This window comes from Neobacillus niacini (assembly GCF_023715415.1).
In the GTDB taxonomy this organism is placed as follows: Bacteria; Bacillota; Bacilli; order Bacillales; family Cytobacillaceae; genus Neobacillus; species Neobacillus niacini_C.
Window position 1 is genome coordinate 462,988 of sequence record NZ_JAMBOB010000001.1, and the last position, 16,923, is coordinate 479,910.

The window sequence follows — 16,923 nt, forward strand, 5'->3', positions numbered from 1 at the left end:
AAAAAATTTTTCTCGTACCCTTAATCTTATAGTCTGGCGTTAAAATTTGCAATCCTTTAATAAAATCCAACTGGAAATTCATTTCCACCCATTCCCACATCCCCTTTTGATATTTTCCTTTTATAATAGAATGAGACTCTGTACAAGGAGATGACAATAATTGAATCAAAGTAAAAAGCTAGTTTCAAAGATTATTCCGCTTATCACAGCGTTAATACTATTAATAGTTGGGATTACTTGGATTATCCAAACCACAAATCAAAAAGTAGAAATTCCTTTTTCTTCAGTAGAAAACACAATTCAAAATCAAAATGGCAAATCAGTTACACTAAAACAATATTCAGATGGCAGCCTTCATCTTGAAGCGGGTGACCATAAATACGTATCACATGTCCCTCCAAATAGCCAAATGGTTGAAAAGCTGGTTGAAAAATATAATATAAACTACTCTTTTTCAAATAGCAGCGCATTTGGAAAGTGGATTATGGGTGGTATATTGCTTGTCCTTGTTGCAACAGCCCTAATACTTCAAAAAACAAAAGGTGGTTTCGGGCTTTCAAACTCGATGAAAAGCAGTGTTTCACAAGCACGCCCACTTCCTGCCATTAGTTTAGAAGACGTTGGTGGGATTGGTGAAGAAATGAAGGAAGAAATCCTTCAAACACTTTCAACACTTAAAGAACCTGAAAGGGCCATTCAAATGGGGATTAAACCACCAAAAGGGATTCTTTTATATGGACCTCCAGGTACAGGAAAAACATTATTAGCTCAAGCAATTGCCCATGAACTAAATGCAGCTTTCTTCTCTGCCAGCGGTTCTGCTTTTAATGAATTATTCGTTGGTGTTGGCGCGAGCAGAGTCCGCTCTTTGTTCCAGACTGCAAGAAAACAAGGTCCAGCTGTCATCTTCATTGATGAAGTAGATGCCCTAGCTGGGAGACGAAAAGCCCATGGCGGTGAAGAAGCTGAAAAAACATTAACAGAACTGCTTGTTCAGCTTGATGGCGGGCATTCAAATGATGGTATATTGTTTATTGCCGCCACAAATAGAAAAGATATGCTTGATGAAGCATTTTTACGACCAGGAAGGATTGATTTCACCTTCCAAGTCCCACTCCCTGATACAAAAGGCAGAAGGGAAATTATTGGTATTCATACAAAAGGTAAAGCACTTAGCGATGAAGTAGTTGCCACTTTAGATGGACTAGCGGAAAGCACCTCCGGCTTTTCAGGAGCGGAGCTGCAGTCATTATTTGAAACTGCCTCAAGACGGGCAGTACGAAACGGGCAGGAAGTATTAACAAAAGGCGATCTTGATTATGCTCTTGACCGAACCATATTAGGAAGTACTTCCCGTTCTTTACAGGATTTTGACACAAAGCGTCGTGTAGCCATCCATGAAGCGGGTCATGCTATTGTTGCATCGTTAACAAAGCCAGGCTCAGTTAGAAAAGCAACCATTATTCCACGTGGTGAGGCACTCGGTTATGTGGCACCAATACCAAAAGAACTTCATTTATCAACAACAAGCGACCTATTAGACAGAGTCGCAATGGTGCTAGCTGGCGGCGTCGCCGAAAGAATGCTTCTTGGCGAACATAGTATAGGTGTAAGTGGAGACGTTCAGCAAGCTAAGCAGATTATCGAACAAATGGTTGATACTGGTATGCTTCAAGGAGGTTTCACCCTTACATTTAACAAACAGGATAAGGAAGCAAAAATGCAAGAACTGTTTGAAAAAGGAATAGAGAAAGCAGAAAATTTTATTAAGAGTCATTATCCCCAGTATCAGCATTTAGTTGATAGCTTATTAAAGAAAGAAACACTTGAAGGCTTCGAGGTTGAAGAAATTGTCCATGGGAAAACTTCAGAAAAAAATGATGATGTTTTTCGCATAAATGAAATGAATGTTCCTGAGGTACACTAACTTTATGTATTTCACTTAAGGAAGTGTATGTAAATGGTTGATGCAAAACTTGAATTTGAAGCAAAAAAACACCAAGAAGGTGCACTGGGATACCTTGATAACCCCAAAAGGACAGAGGGCTTACTTAAGAAGGCAATCCTTAAGGCGAGAAATAACAAAGGTACTTTAGGAGAGGCTTGGGGGAAACTACAACTTTTTTTTGATTTAGTTCAGGCATATTCAAAAGGGGAATATCGTAACGTTTCCCCCGCTACAATCTTAACGATTATTGGGGCAATTCTGTATTTCGTTTCTCCTTTAGATGTGGTCCCCGATTTTCTGGTTGGCTTAGGTATCCTTGATGACGCCGCAGTGATTAGCTTTACGTTAAAAAAATTATCAGTTGAAATTGAAGCATTTAAAATTTGGAAAAGAACAACAACAAAAAGCCCTCTTGATTGATAAGAGGGCTTTCTTTTACATCTAATTATCTAAAGCAAGCTGCTCCAACGATAATCAATAGGATGAATAAAACTACGATTAGCGCAAAACCGCCGCCAAATCCGCATCCGCCGTAACCATAACCGCCAACACCACATCCGCCGCCATAACCATATCCATAAGGCATATTTATAACCCCCTCTTTAAATTAATAGTAATCTCAGCACCAGGAAGCCCCGATAATAATTAACAAAATGAACAATACAACGATAAGAGCAAAGCCTGCGCCAAGCCCGCCATGTGAACCAGACATTTACATTACCTCCTTTTTTAATTCCATATATCCTATTCATATCTCTAAAAATGTGCGATAGACACATATATAAATAACCCGCATTTCAAAAAAAAGAATAAGCCCATTCTATATGGGCTTTTAACACTTTGGATCAATAATTGGCAGTAAACGATTTACTAATCTAGGTGATAATGGCTGTAATGAAGTAAAGCAGGAGAGGTCAACAATAATACAATTCCTTGTAGATCTTAACGAAAAGATATTGTCGCACATTTCTACTGGATTGCCATCTAGGTCTACCGGTTCTAGGAGAGATAAAGTTGCACAGCATTTCCTTTCATCTATTGCCTCTAATCTAAAAAAAGTTGTTGTAAAAAAATCTCCATTATTTGTCCAACCCCAAGCCTCAAATTGACATTTCCCCGTTGAAAGTATAAACGGAATCGTGTCATATCCAAAATCACCGTTTACAAATCGAAAATCGTCAAATGATAATTTTTTTTGTTCTTCTAATAGTTGTTGCAAATCATGACAAACACATGTTTTTTTCTGATGTTCCCCCATAATCAAACCTCCTTTCAATTATTTATATCGGCTGTAGGTAAAATTGAATTTGCTCTGCACCCTTTATGGCGCACTCCTTTGCTCGACTTTTTGAATCAGCTGCTGCTAATACATATCCATAACGTTGCCCCATTGATCGAGGTGGTGTAACAATTTGACCAGTTGCTGCTTTTGTGTAAACCTCTATGACACCTGCTTGTTCTTCAGCAGATTCACACCCCGATATTTTAAGTAATTTCCCAATAGAGCTAACGATTAAATAATGTGCATAAATAGCTTTTTCTCGCCTTTTTATTAAATCTGGCTCTTTTCCTGCAAACAACTTTACCGTCTGTTCTGCAAGATTAACGCCAAACGCTTCCTCAATCATCCGATTCATAGCTCCCCCTGCCATTCTCGGATTAATTTCAATTAGCTTCCAGCCTTTATTTGTTAATTTCATTTCTAAATGGCAAGTACCATTTCGAAATTGAAAATCCTCTACTATTGAATAGACAGTTTCTTTTAATCCCGGAAGTTGTTCCAACGACAACTCAGGACATATAGAATAACCTGTAATAATAAATCGGTCGCCCTTTGTTATTTCCTGTTCAACAATTGCCACAATTGTGATGGTTGAATGAAAAACAATTACTTCAATCAAATATTGCGGCCCCACAAGATATTCCTCAATTAATATAGGTAATTCAGGATTTTTTCTTTGAAGTTGTTTCACACCCCTCTTACATTCCCAAATATTTTCGACCAATAATACATCCTTTGAACCATTTGATTGTGGTGATTTAATAATTAGTGGAAATTGGTCTTTTAACTCACTTACCTCATTATCGATAGCTTCCGGCGAACTTAGCACCTTAAAAAAAGGAGTATAACTCTTTCCATCTAAAAATCTTCTCGTTAATATTTTATCGGCCATAATTTCCAGTGGTTCAAACGTGAGTGGCGTATGACAAATTATATTAGTGAGCAATGCAGCCAAATAAACATACTCATCTAAAAAGCTAATAAAACAGTCGACACTTTTTCCATCATTTATAAGGTCAGTTATTGCTAAGAATATTTCATCATTGTCCGACATATCAATGAGCCGTATATCATCTATTTCTTTATAATCCTCCCTTTCCTCAATAAAAATAGTGCGATTCGTTAAAAGGATTGTCTCGTAACCTAGTCCTTTTGCTGCTTTTATTCCTTCATAACTCGATCCTGTTTTGTTCGTCCCTAAAAAAACAATTGATTTCATTTATTGCACCCACCAAAGATTTTCAGCATCTTTTTTGTGATAGTTTATCTGTTACAATAAAATATTCTTTTTTAAGATAGTTGGTGTAGGCTAGTTCATTATGTACAAACAGTTATTTGACCAATAAATTTAATGTGTGACAGTTGCCTGTAAAAAAAAGTATGGACAAGTGTTGAGAAAGAAAATAAACCATATTCTTAAGGTAGTAATCCTTAAAAATATGGTTTACAAAACTTACTTTTTCTCACTAAAAGGGCTCTTTGTCCGGATACCGGATCTTCTTATTTTGACATTTACATCAACATTGACGATGGCTTCTTTGAAATATTCATCCCACTGCTTTTCGATTCGTTTGAAATTATTATAATCTTGGCGGAAAAGTATTTCTCCGAAGCCAAAAATATCGGCCTCATAATTTTGTTGAAGCTTTTTTATAGTAGTTTCAAGATCCTTTTTAATTTGTTTATCCGTTAACTTTCCAAATTTCTTAAAAGTTTTAATTTGTGTTAGATCATCATCTTTACACTGGGTGCTATCTAAATAAGCTTCAGCCCTTATCTTAAGATTTATTATTGCTCTGCCCTTAACTAGACTTCCTTTTGATTTTGTTACAGTATTGAATATACGAACACCAAGGAATTTATTTTTACTACATTCCACGGTAACTACTGTTTTTTCTAATTTATTTATTAACCACAAGTAATTTCTAGTATCCTTAAGTGGCAGGAAATCTAGAAGCTTATCTTTTTTTAATATGGCCATTGAATCAACCACCACCATCGCATCTGGTGCACCCTTTTTCATATTATCAACACTGCCCCCTTTTTTGGGGTCACCATTAATAGTTAGTGCGGCCAACACTCCCCTTTTTCCAGCAGAGGTATAGGCTTGAATGAAATCGTTTAACCGGATATCTGGGTCTCCTCCCCAACTTTCTACGAAAGAATTTAATTGTGTATGAAGTTTTAGAGAAGATGACTTTTGCACTAAAAAAGTTACCTTTAGGATATCTGCTGCTTTTACATGTCTTGCTGTAACAATGTTAAAGTCATCCCTAATTTCACGATTTCTTTCCAAGAAATCAATAAAATCTAATATGCCTTCCCTTAGAACACTCTCCCCAATGACAAGCACCTTCATATGTGAGAATATTAAATTCTTTGAAATGCCAATATTCATTTTCTGGGATAATTCAGCCAAAGTATCCCCTTTTAGTGAAAAAACAACAGATGGAGCAAATCCAGAAGCCGTTTTATCACTCAATTCCTTGGCGTTTATCCCTTCTATAGTTAATGTGAATTTATCATCATCACCCTTATCAACTGCCATGCCAACCACAACAGTTATTTCTGATATTTCACGATGATCCCAGCACCCAGTCAATAGCGTAACTATTGCGATTACTATTACAACGCTTTTAAGTCTCAACTAGTGTTCCCACCCTTCATTGAAGAGGGGGAAGGAGGAGAAGCCGAAAATACCTTTTGTTCAGATTCGCTTCTTATATATTTCGGTCTTTTTTTCATGTTCCAGAATGGAAACCTGACAAACACATCCTTTTGGTCCTCAATAATAAAAGGTGCTATGGGTGCTAAATAAGGCACTCCAAACGAACGTAATGCTGCTAAATGGGCAACCATAGCCACCAGAACAAGTAATACCCCATATAAGCCTAAAATTGCCGCAAAAAAGATTAATAAAAAGCGCAATAATCTGGAGGCTGTTGCAAAACTGTAAATCGGGGATACAAAATTAGCAATTGCCGTGATTGAAACAATAATAATCATTATATTTGATATAATCCCAGCTTCTGCTGCTGCCTGGCCAATTACCAATGCACCCACAATCGAAACCATTTGGCCGACAACTCGCGGCATCCTGACCCCGGCTTCTCTTAATATCTCAAATGTGATTTCCATCACCAATACTTCAACGACGGCCGGGAATGGAATCCCCTCACGCTGTGCAATAACGCTTAATAGTAAAGTAGTTGGCAATAATTCATGATGATAAGTTAAAACACCTACATAAATAGATGGTGTTAGCAGCGCAATCATGAACGAAAGATATCGAATCATCCTCAAAAAGCTTCCTAAGAAAAAAGACTGATAATAATCCTCTGGACTTTCAAAGAAGTTTACAAAAACGGCAGGCACAATTAAGGCAAATGGCGTGCCATCTATGAGAATGACCATTTTCCCTTCCATTAAATTGGCTGCAACGGTGTCTGGACGTTCTGTATTAAGTGCCAACGGAAACAATGTGAATGTTTTATCAGCTATTAACTCCTCAATATTGCCACTCTCAAAAATGGCACTAACCTTTATTTTCTTTAATCTATTTCGAACTTCCTGTATAATTGCCTCGTTCGCAATCCCTTTAAAAAATCCTAAATAAACAGTGGTTTGAGTATCTTCTCCAATCGTATATTGTTCAAAACGAAGATTTTTGTTGCGTATCCTCCTTCTAATGAGGCTGACATTTGTCGAAATGGATTCAATAAACGCATCCTTCGGTCCTCTAATTACTGTTTGTGAAGTCGGTTCTGCAACTGACCTTTTTTCTCCATTCATTATGTTAACAGCTAGTGCTTTGTCTATATGTTCTACAACAATAACAACGCTCCCATTAATAATTTCATGTATCGATTCATCTTTTGAACTGACAATTTTATAGCTTGCTCCACCAAAAATTCCTTTACAATAAGCTGATAATTCATCAATATTTTTTAAATATTCACCGATTGGGGAGATTGAAGATAAAAATTTTGATGTAGTCTCCTTAAGACTTGTTGAATCAACCATACTTTCCAAAAAAAGGATTTTGACGTTCCTTTCTGATATTATACCTTCAATCATCTTAATATCTGCTGAATTTCCAAAAGCATTAATCACTTCTGATGGCAGCGTTTCAACGGTTAAATCAAAACTTTCCTTTTTCTCTTCCACTTTTTTTTCAGTGTTCCTTAATTTATCTTCAATTTTTATTGGTTTCTTTAATAAACGACGATTTGGTCTGCTCGGTGCCATCCTGTTCTCCTTTCCTTTTCGATTTTATTTTCCGTTGTTTCCACATCACCAATAGAAATAGTATCAAAGGAAGTACAACTTGGAATGGAAAGTGCAGGTAATAAGGAACCATTTTAATGCCTTCTTGGATGTGGTCAGCAAAATCAACGGACACTAAAATTGAAAATAAAGAAATAATCATTGAGATTGGGATGGCAAAATACCGATAAGGCAGCTTAAAAATATACTCCAAACCTTTTAAACCAGCATAAAAAAACAAGGAACCTTTGATAAAGACACCTAACATGATTATAAATACAACCAATGCATCAAGTCTCTCAATAAAATTCCCAATTGAGACTAATCTTGCCGTACTTAACAGGGGAAAGTTAGAGCGTGCAACGGAATCAGCACCAAGGGAAACAATCATAAGGATGGCCGAAACGCTAAGTATAAGGGTTGCCGTACCCACACCCACTATCGAAACCCGAAGACTATATTTTTTATTGGTTAAACTAGCATAAATGACACTAAAGGCAATCATTTCTCCATATGGAAAAAACGCTAATTCAGTAAAAGCAGTTTTAATAACAGGCATTACTCCCTCGCCTAGGATAGGCTGCAACTGCTTAAACTCTAGGCTGCCACTGGCAAATAAGAAGATTGCCAACAATAAAAAAAAACCGAAAAGATAAGGTGTAAAAATTTCAGATGTCCGGGCTAGGACTTCAATTCCCAAATACAAAATATAGCCCATTAAAAGACAAAAGGTTAAGGACATCATTTCAATCGGAGAATTCGGTAAAATGGCAGTAGCCATTAACTCTCCAAAGTCTCTAATGACTCTGCTGGATATATAAAGATAATAAACAATGTAAATAAGTGTACAAACAATGGTAATCTTTCTGCCAATGCAAAATTCAAAAACTTGAAACATATTTTTGTCTGGAAAGCGATATATGAAGAAATGAAAAAATGTAATGATACCTATTCCTATTAATCCACCAAGTAATATAGCTAACCAGGCATCATTTTTCGCATCTCCACCCACTCCAACGACAATCGCACTGCCAAGTAAAAAATTTATTAACAGTGTTAACAGCTGACTTAAGGATATATTCTCCTTTTCTATTTTCATCCTTGTGTCCTCTCATCTGCATTGCTCTCTTTTTTTGAACGATGGATACGAAAATCGATGATTACACTTGAAATCAAACCCAAAACAGCCCCAAACAAGGCTATATATCTGCCAATAGCAATTTCTGAATATAAAATATTTTTCATTGCTTCAAAAAAGGAGAATTCAAATAGACTCATATCAAAAAGGGCAATAAGTATAGTTAATAAAATTACGAGTAAAATAAAAGCAAATGTTACCATATATAGGAAAACCCCATCACCGTCTTTACCTTATGTTTCCAAAAAACATCTGTTTTTATCCAACAAAAGAACCAACAACTTTTTGTTGTTGGTTCACTTTACTTAAAAATACACTAGAAAAATTATTAAAGCTAACAGAATCCGATAAATCGCAAAGGGTACGAGCTTAATTTTATCGATTAACTTTAAGAAGAATCGAATTGATATTAATGCAAAAACAAAAGCACTAATAAATCCCGCAATAAAAAATGGGAGTGCATCCATCGTCATATACTGCCAGTTTTTTAATAAGGAAAGAAAACTGGCACCTGCCATAATAGGTACTGCCATTATAAATGTAAAATCAGCTGCCGCCCGATGGCTTAAACCTAATAGAACACCACCTGAAATAGTCGAACCGGAACGAGAAAAACCTGGCCACAATGATAAGCATTGAATGAGACCAATTGTTAGTGCTTGTTTATACGTAATCTGGTCAACAGTTTGAACTTTTGGTGTTTTTGGACCAAAGCGATCTGCAATTATCATGAAGATGGCACCAATTACTAAACCTATTAGAACAGTTTCAGTCGAAAATAAATACTCATCTATATAGTCTTCAAGCAGTACCCCAAAGATTCCAGCTGGAATTAATCCAACAATTACTTGAGATAGTTTTAAACGATTGCCACTTTGTTCAGATAGCTTACTTTTTATTCGACCCATCCCTAACAGGTCAATGATCCTATCTTTAAATGTCACCACAACTGCTAAAATGGAACCTAGCTGGATGACTACTTTGAAAGTATTCGCTCCATACTTTCCTAAAAACGCTTCGGACTTCAGCCACATATCATCAACGATAATCATATGCCCGGTTGAAGATACAGGGGCAAATTCTGTTAAACCTTCTACAAAACCTAAGATAATTGCTTTAATAATCAATAATAACTCCATTTACATAACTACTCCTAACTTTATCTACTGTTAATATATTTAAGGACATGGAATAACCTTTTAATTGTACTCAATATCCATTGTCTTTAGCAAATATTATTTAACACAAACAGAAGCGAGGCTATGCTAGCCTCGCTTTTTTATTGTAAAATAATGCGATTAACTCGCCCGTTAAATTTCTCTAGCCAGTAACCAGTTGTCATATCTGCAATTGCGACGCCTGTCGAACTTTGTGATCCCAAGAACTTTCCTGCACCTAGATAAATTCCGACATGACCATCTTTTTTATAGGTATCAAAAAATACAAGGTCTCCTGGAAGCATTTCCTCTACTACGATAGGTGTTCCAGTATTTTTCAAGACTTCCGTACTAGCACCAATTTTAATTTCCACCTGGGAGTACGCCCAACTGACAAAAGCGGAACAATCAAATCTTCCATTTGCAATATCATGTTCATTTCGACCACCGCCAAATACATAAACCGAATTCCCTATATACTTAATTCCTTCTGAAATTAGACTTTTAATAGTTTCATTTGTTAACAACATCGAATCATTTAGTATTTGGTTTGGATCAATATCGGAAAGATTATACATCGTGGTAAGTGCAGAATCCTGTTGCATTAACTCTGCCTGTTCTGCAAGTGTAATTTGCTCTTTTTTCTTTAATTCTAATCTTAACCATTCATTTTGTTGTTTTTGTTCTAGAATTTGTGCCTGCATTCCTTCTAATTCCACTTTCATACTCTGAAGCTCTGTTAATTTATCTTGTACCAAATCTTGCTTCTTCTGAATATCCTGTTTATCCAATTCATACTGCTCTATAATTGATTGGTCTGCTTCAACAAAAGAGGCGACAGCACCCATGCGTCCCACAAAATCCTTAAAACTTGAGGCACCAAGTAAAACATCAAGATAATTTACCTTTCCACCATTTTCCTGAAGAGTGAGAGCACGCTTTTTTAAGATTTCATTACGCTTTTTTACTTTTTCGTTTAAGTATTCAATCTCTGAATCTAGGTCCTGTATTTCCATTTGAAAAACTTTTATTTTGTTCTCCGTTTCGAGAATAATATTATTATTATCAATGATAGCTTGCTCTACCCGGTTGATTTGCTCATTAATTTGTTTAATTTCTTCTTTTACTTGATTAAGCTCTACATTCCCTTTAAGAATTTCTAATTGAATCCTGGAACGCTGTTCGTCTATAACCTCATGATTTTTATTTTCCTCTATTACTACTTGCTGGTTATCATTTTCTTCGGCTTCTACTTGAAGTAATACAGTTGGACTTCCAAACGTAATTATTGAACAAAAAGCTATAATCTTCTTTTTCAATTCTTTTCCCCTGCTTTCCTTCATCACAAATCGCAACATAGTAAATTTTTCCGGTTATGTAAAACTATATATTTATTAGTTTGTTAAATTACCATAAATAATCCTATATACCCATTTTTATCCTATTCAGTTTCATCTAGAAGTATAGCATGAAATCTTGTCAAACTAATAATAGTAATATTAAATTTATGTATCAGAATGACTTAAACAAATGTTCAATGATAAACATAAAGAAGCAGACCAATTTGTTTGATCTGCTAATTAATGGGTAACATCTTTAATTTGTTTTAAAAAGCTCTTTAACACTATTTTTACCACGATTTACAATCTCATTATGAGTACTTCTAGCCATTTTAACATACTCATTGGTAACTTGCTGCCAAGCATTTCTACGTTCACGTGCATAGTCAATGTTAGCTTCAGTACTCTTTTCGAAATTATCTTCTAACTGGTCAATAATTTGGAATACAGATTTGATTGGAGTGAGAGCCAGGTTCTCTAATTGATTCGATACCTCTTTAAGTTGCTCTTTAAGCTCTACCCTTTCATTCATCATTTCTGCTTCAACTTTTTCTTCGTCTTTGTTGAGCTGTTCCCTGCGAGTATTCACTTGCTCCATCAATCCAGATACAACTTCTTTGTTTGTTATTTTAGTTTGATTATAGAGGTCACCAAGTGACTTTCTATATTGCTTGTTGAACTTAATGACTTCCTTTAGAGCGTTCACATATGCATCTTCACGGTTTTCACGCAATTGTCTTGCCCGTTCAAGTGATTGCTCATACTGATTCCATAGTGTATCTACAAATAAACCTTCATTCTTAGTTTCTTCTGCAGCTGGTATCATTTTTTCTTCAACTGCAAGAACACTTTCACTCTTTTTCTGTGCCATCGTCTTTCCTCCTCTTTTTACTGTTTACTTTCTCTATCGAATCCTTCTTTTGAAATGAAGGAATATAGAGCTCAAGGAAACTTGAATACATTGTGAAGAATTGGTCTAGCATCGATTGGTACGATTCTAGTTGATTGGCATAGCCTTTTAAGTATGTAATACCAGCTTTTGTTATGGAATATCTTCTTTTGGCAGGGCCACTGCCATTTGTATCCCACTCAGATGATACTAGTTCTTCCTTTTCTAGCTGTCTTAACAGTCTGTAGAGATTTCCCTGATCAATCGTTTTAAACCCAAATGTTTGTAATTTCTGGCTTAGCTCATATCCGTGAAGAGACATTCTGCTAAGAAGCAATAGAATAAATGGCAGAACAAAGTTTTTTGAAGGATTGACAGATTGATTCTCTTGATTTACCATTTTTATATCACCTCACCTATATGTATTTTACACCTATGAGTAATATTTTGTCAACTCGACAAATAAATGTTATTATATGGGGTAACATCACGTTTACAATTTTCGTATGTTGGTAATAAAGTTTAATAAAAAATTGAAGGTGGTGTCAAATTGAACCAATCTAAGGTAAGTATGTTGGGGATGCCATATTTACATTTTGGCAAGGGTGAACCAGTAGTTCTAATTCATGGATTAGGTGAAGTGAAGGAAGGGTGGCATTCACAATTTGAATTAGCTGATCAGTATGAGTTAATAATTCCTGATTTGCGCGGTCATGGTGAATGTACCAAAACCGAAGGGATATCTATTCCAAATTTCGCTTCAGATGTTATTGCTTTATTAAACGAATTAAAAATTGAAAACGCTAACATTTTAGGCTTGTCAATGGGCGGTGCAGTTGCTCAAGAAATTTATCGTCAAGCCCCCCACCTAGTACGCTCTCTCATGTTGATCAGTACATTCCACTTTTTCCCAAATAAACTCAGAAAACCGTTATTAAATTTTAAGAAAATAAGATTAGGTGCCGCTGCGACGGATAATGAACTAAAAGAAACAGCAGCACATATGAGCCTCTATTCTTGGTCAGAGGAGAATATGAATCACTTTAAACAATATTTTCAGCCGAAACGTAACATCTTTTTAAAATCTCTAAAAGCTTGTTTTCAAGTAAACAATATTTCTTTATTACCTTCGATAAAAGTTCCAACACTTATCATTGGCTGTCAATATGACTCGGTTTTACCTGTTTGGATTCAATATTGCATGCACAAGCTGATTCCTCATTCAGAATTTATCATTATGCGAAATTCGGGGCATTTAGCAAAGTTAGAAGCAACAAACCGGTTTAATCTTCTGCTAAGAAAGTTCTTAAACCGGCATAAGGCTGCTGCTTGATTTATTGAGAGGGAAGGATGGGGGTCCTTCCCTCTATTAACACGTTTTTTAATTGGCTGTGTTAAACTTGGCTGTTGATTTGCGCTCCAGGCGCTACGCTTTCCGCGGGCTCGCCCGTGAGCCTCCTCGCAGCTTCGCTCCTGCGGGGTCTCACTCAGCTCGTTCGTCCCGCAGGAGTCGAGCGCCCTCCTCTCCAATCAACAGGTTCTTAAATCAACAGTATCCATAAACACAGCCTTTTAATTAAACAGTTGTAACTAATTCTTTTTCTTTCGTCTTGCCTTTTTGATTTTCTTTACCCACAAGCCCCTTTAATAAAGCTAATTCGTTTTTGATTTCTGTTAATTGACCTAATCCAACTTTTACTTCCTCTAAATCAGTGTGAATGGTTTTACTCTCATCACGACTTTCCATTTTCAAGATTTCCTTCTGTGTTTCTTTTATTTCCTCAAGTTCCTCTCTAACATTACGAAGGTTAACTTGAATAATTTTTATGTCTACTAAATCCTTGCGTATTTCTTGAAAGTCATCCTTCATTGTTTTCAATTCAGATACTTCTTGAATGGTTCTTTGGAATTCTACTTGCATTTGTTTAACCATACTTACCATTTCTTGAAACAATGCTAGATTTTCTTTATTTATTTCACTAAGACCCTCCTGTAATTTCCAAATCCGTTCTTCTAAGATATCCATTTTTCCTTCCGCTTGTATTGAAAGATTGGCAACATTAGCAACATCCTTTTTGGTAGGGATATTCATAATACCAGCCATAAGCTCTTGATTTTTCCTTAAAAGTTCCATGTTACGCGAGTGAACACCTAAGCCGGTATTGGCTAAACGAACAAATTCATTATTATCTGCAGCCATAAAGAATAGACCGTTTATTTGTTTTTCCCACATCTCACTAATCTGTTTAAAACCTTCGTACGGATTATACATCTTTTTGTTTGCCATTCTTCATCATCCTTATTCTTATGATTTTGTGACTTCTTCTGCTGGTTCCATATATTTATTTAGAGGAAATATCACCGTTTTTAATTGACCGGTCAAAAGGTTAACGAAGCCTTTTTGACTTTCATATATAAGAGAGGCAGCTTGTTTTAAAGTTTTTATATATTGCATTCTTGCATTCTTCCTAAGAGAAATATATTGCTCAGCCATTTGTAGATATTGATCCATCATTTGATTATTTACCACCTTTTGAAGTGGTGCGTTCAAAATTGAAGCTGTTCTACTTTGAATTTGGTCAATTTGCTGATTAATATCTTCATAGGATATTTTCGGGAAAATATGCTGAAGAACTGTAGTTGACATTAAAAATTCCTCTCTTGCAGTTCTCTCCCAATTTCCAAATTCTTTGTTGAACTGTTCTCTTACAGATTTAATATTCTCCTGATTTCGTTTTATACTTTCAGCAAAATACATTGCTTCTTTCAAAAACACATCATCACGAAAATCGGCTTTTTTCGCCCATTGGTCTAACTCCCGAAATGCATGGTTCCAGAGAAGGTCCAGGGATGAATATTGATCTTCCTCCACAAGGATTGGCTCCTGTTCCTTTGATTCTAGAATGGGTTCTGTTCCCTCATTTTCTATAACTTCATTTTCAACTTTAGGATTATCCACAGAGTTTCGTCTCCTTTTAGTCGTTTTTGGTGTTTCGGAAATCTTTGGATTGGATTCTTTTTTATCAGGCATTTATTTCTCCCCCTTATTCATTATTAAGGTAAATAAACGTGTTGTGTCATGGAAGGTTTCTTGATGTGTTCTACGAAGATTTGTGTAATAGGATGGATTGTGATGCTTAAAGTTTCTTATGAATAAATCTTTTTATTTTCTTCTTGACGAAGCATTCTCCTTAATAGTTTACCTACAGAAGACTTAGGCAGCTCCGCAAGAAATTCTATCTCTTTTGGTACTTTATAAGGAGCTAGATTTTGCTTTAGATATTCTATCAATTGCTCTGGTGTAACATTTGCACCACCTTTCACTTTCACATATGCCTTAACTGTTTCTCCTCGATAGGAGTCAGGTTTTCCAACTACAATTGCTTCTTCAACTGCAGCATGCTGATAAATAATTTCCTCAATTTCACGAGGGTATACATTGTATCCGCTTGCAATAATCATGTCCTTTTTGCGATCTAATATATAGAAATATCCATCTTCATCCATTTTGGCAATATCACCTGTAAAGAGCCAGCCGTCTCTAATTACTAATTGAGTGTCACTAGGACGTTTCCAGTAACCCTTCATTACTTGTGGACCGCGTAGAATTAACTCACCTGCTTCACCGACAGGTACATTTACATATCCATCTTCAGTCTCTTTAACAATCCGTGCTTCTGTCCCTGGGATAGGAATTCCTACACTTCCTAGTTTACGAGGAAGAAATGGCGGTGTAGAAATAGCTGAAGGAGCTGTTTCTGAAAGTCCATAGCCATCTGCAAGTCTTATTCCTGCACGTTTTTCAAAAGATTTCACTTGTTCTACAGGGAGTGGTGCACCACCACTATTAAAATAGAAAATGTCCTTAATTGCACTTTCTTCCAATTGTGGGTGACTGTTTAATGCAAATATCATCGTTGGGACTGCAGTCACCTGGAATGGTTTCTCTCTATTAATTATTTCGATTAATTCATTCACTTCGAAACGGGGAAGAATTAATTGGTTACAACCAATCCGTATCGCTGAAAGTGCATTGCATGATAATCCATAGACGTGAAACATTGGGAGAACACTGATGATTTTAAAATTTTCTGGTTTCTCATCAACAGCATTATAGGTAAAATCACAAACTTGAATAATATTAGCAAGAAGATTCTGATGGGTCAGCATTACCCCTTTGGAAACTCCAGTTGTTCCGCCAGTATATTGTAGAATAGCCACATCTTCTTCTATGTTTATTGGAATATCAGGAATCACATTATCATGTGTAAGAAAGTCATCAAAGTAAATATCACCTTCAGCAAGGCTTACCCTGCTTCCGCCAAAACCAACTACTATTATTTTCTTCAAAGAAGTTTTTGGCTGAACTTCCTTTACCTTTTGATAGAATGCTTCAAATACCACCATATAGCTTGCCTCAGAATCGTTTAGGGCATATTCAATTTCTCTTTCGACATACATAGGATTAACTTGAACCGCAATTCCACCCAAGCGGAATGCTGCAAATAAGCTAAAAATATAATGAGGGCAGTTAGGCAGCATGATACCTACTCTATCACCCTTTTTGAAACCAATGCGATACAAGGAAGCAGCCAGCCATTCTGAAATTGCTCTTGTTTCTTTGTAACTCCATGACCTTTCATAGAAAGTAAGAGCAGGTTTTTCCCCGTGAATAGTTGCAGCTTGCTGCAAAAGATCAAATAACGAATCATAGTCTACTGATACCTCATTATTAATTCTTGGATCATAAAACTTTAACCACGGCTTTTGCGAATAAACCATACAATCCTCTCCTAATTCAATCAAGTTATTATCCACTTAAATTATTGTTTTAAAGAAGGTATTTGTAAATATACCCAAATCGACATTTTTCCACACTTTACAAGTAATGGATGGTATTTAC

At 36.0% G+C, this 16,923-nt stretch carries 18 protein-coding genes; 3 read left to right on the forward strand and 15 right to left on the reverse strand.

Annotated elements, in window-relative coordinates; all coding sequences use genetic code 11:
* The first annotated feature begins 160 nt into the window (after window positions 1-160).
* Both M3189_RS02185 and M3189_RS02190 read left to right on the forward strand, forming a co-directional pair.
* Window positions 161-1,927: an AAA family ATPase gene (locus tag M3189_RS02185; RefSeq protein ID WP_251631451.1), complete on the forward strand. Its 1,767-nt coding sequence runs from the start codon at window positions 161-163 to the stop codon at window positions 1,925-1,927.
* Window positions 1,928-1,960: 33 nt separating this feature from the next.
* Entirely contained in the window at window positions 1,961-2,368 is a 408-nt protein-coding gene (locus M3189_RS02190; protein ID WP_251631453.1) for a YkvA family protein, read from the forward strand.
* A gap of 25 nt (window positions 2,369-2,393) precedes the next feature.
* On the opposite strand, the gene M3189_RS02195 is transcribed toward M3189_RS02190, so the two are convergent.
* The 12 genes from M3189_RS02195 to phaQ all read right to left on the reverse strand — a co-directional run bounded on the left by M3189_RS02195 (window position 2,394) and on the right by phaQ (window position 12,420).
* Entirely contained in the window at window positions 2,394-2,534 is a 141-nt protein-coding gene (locus tag M3189_RS02195; RefSeq protein WP_251631455.1) for a YjcZ family sporulation protein, read from the reverse strand.
* Window positions 2,535-2,567: 33 nt separating this feature from the next.
* Window positions 2,568-2,660, reverse strand: coding sequence for a YjcZ family sporulation protein (locus M3189_RS02200; RefSeq protein ID WP_095252056.1), 93 nt, complete (start codon window positions 2,658-2,660; stop codon window positions 2,568-2,570).
* 120 nt (window positions 2,661-2,780) lie between these two features.
* Window positions 2,781-3,206, reverse strand: coding sequence for a CotY/CotZ family spore coat protein (locus tag M3189_RS02205; RefSeq protein ID WP_251631457.1), 426 nt, complete (start codon window positions 3,204-3,206; stop codon window positions 2,781-2,783).
* Between the two features lie 22 nt (window positions 3,207-3,228).
* Entirely contained in the window at window positions 3,229-4,449 is a 1,221-nt protein-coding gene (locus tag M3189_RS02210; RefSeq protein ID WP_251631460.1) for an ATP-grasp domain-containing protein, read from the reverse strand.
* Window positions 4,450-4,683: 234 nt separating this feature from the next.
* The gene (locus M3189_RS02215) at window positions 4,684-5,877 is read right to left on the reverse strand and encodes a Ger(x)C family spore germination protein (RefSeq protein WP_251631462.1); all 1,194 of its coding nucleotides are present in this window, start codon (window positions 5,875-5,877) and stop codon (window positions 4,684-4,686) included.
* A complete protein-coding gene (locus M3189_RS02220; protein WP_251631464.1) occupies window positions 5,874-7,478 on the reverse strand; it encodes a spore germination protein in 1,605 nt (534 codons plus the stop codon). Before M3189_RS02220 ends, M3189_RS02215 begins: the two co-directional genes overlap by 4 nt.
* Window positions 7,426-8,595 carry a GerAB/ArcD/ProY family transporter gene (locus M3189_RS02225; protein WP_251631466.1) on the reverse strand — a complete coding sequence of 390 codons (1,170 nt, stop codon included), beginning with the start codon at window positions 8,593-8,595 and terminating at the stop codon, window positions 7,426-7,428. The genes M3189_RS02220 and M3189_RS02225 overlap by 53 nt, the downstream gene beginning before the upstream one ends.
* Complete coding sequence (locus M3189_RS02230; protein WP_251631468.1) at window positions 8,592-8,837, reverse strand: hypothetical protein; 246 nt, start codon at window positions 8,835-8,837, stop codon at window positions 8,592-8,594. Before M3189_RS02230 ends, M3189_RS02225 begins: the two co-directional genes overlap by 4 nt.
* A gap of 102 nt (window positions 8,838-8,939) precedes the next feature.
* A complete protein-coding gene (locus M3189_RS02235) occupies window positions 8,940-9,773 on the reverse strand; it encodes an undecaprenyl-diphosphate phosphatase (protein WP_251631470.1) in 834 nt (277 codons plus the stop codon).
* Between the two features lie 140 nt (window positions 9,774-9,913).
* On the reverse strand, window positions 9,914-11,134 hold the full coding sequence (locus M3189_RS02240) for a PcsB-like coiled-coil domain-containing protein (protein WP_251631472.1): 1,221 nt from the start codon (window positions 11,132-11,134) through the stop codon (window positions 9,914-9,916).
* A 253-nt stretch (window positions 11,135-11,387) separates the two neighbouring features.
* Window positions 11,388-12,002, reverse strand: a complete 615-nt coding sequence (locus tag M3189_RS02245) for a hypothetical protein (protein WP_251631474.1) — start codon at window positions 12,000-12,002, stop codon at window positions 11,388-11,390.
* Window positions 11,983-12,420 (reverse strand): poly-beta-hydroxybutyrate-responsive repressor, encoded by a 438-nt coding sequence (gene phaQ, locus M3189_RS02250; protein WP_095249710.1) that lies wholly within the window; start codon window positions 12,418-12,420, stop codon window positions 11,983-11,985. The genes M3189_RS02245 and phaQ overlap by 20 nt, the downstream gene beginning before the upstream one ends.
* Before the next feature lie 150 nt (window positions 12,421-12,570).
* Between phaQ and M3189_RS02255 the strand changes: the two genes are divergently transcribed.
* A complete protein-coding gene (locus tag M3189_RS02255) occupies window positions 12,571-13,353 on the forward strand; it encodes an alpha/beta fold hydrolase (protein WP_251631476.1) in 783 nt (260 codons plus the stop codon).
* A 243-nt stretch (window positions 13,354-13,596) separates the two neighbouring features.
* Here the strand turns inward: M3189_RS02255 and M3189_RS02260 are convergent, their stop codons facing one another.
* The 3 genes from M3189_RS02260 to M3189_RS02270 all read right to left on the reverse strand — a co-directional run bounded on the left by M3189_RS02260 (window position 13,597) and on the right by M3189_RS02270 (window position 16,802).
* A complete protein-coding gene (locus M3189_RS02260; protein WP_251631478.1) occupies window positions 13,597-14,307 on the reverse strand; it encodes a hypothetical protein in 711 nt (236 codons plus the stop codon).
* A gap of 18 nt (window positions 14,308-14,325) precedes the next feature.
* Window positions 14,326-15,051 carry a hypothetical protein gene (locus M3189_RS02265; RefSeq protein ID WP_251631479.1) on the reverse strand — a complete coding sequence of 242 codons (726 nt, stop codon included), beginning with the start codon at window positions 15,049-15,051 and terminating at the stop codon, window positions 14,326-14,328.
* Between the two features lie 116 nt (window positions 15,052-15,167).
* A complete protein-coding gene (locus M3189_RS02270; RefSeq protein ID WP_251631481.1) occupies window positions 15,168-16,802 on the reverse strand; it encodes a long-chain-fatty-acid--CoA ligase in 1,635 nt (544 codons plus the stop codon).
* Window positions 16,803-16,923 lie beyond the last annotated feature (121 nt).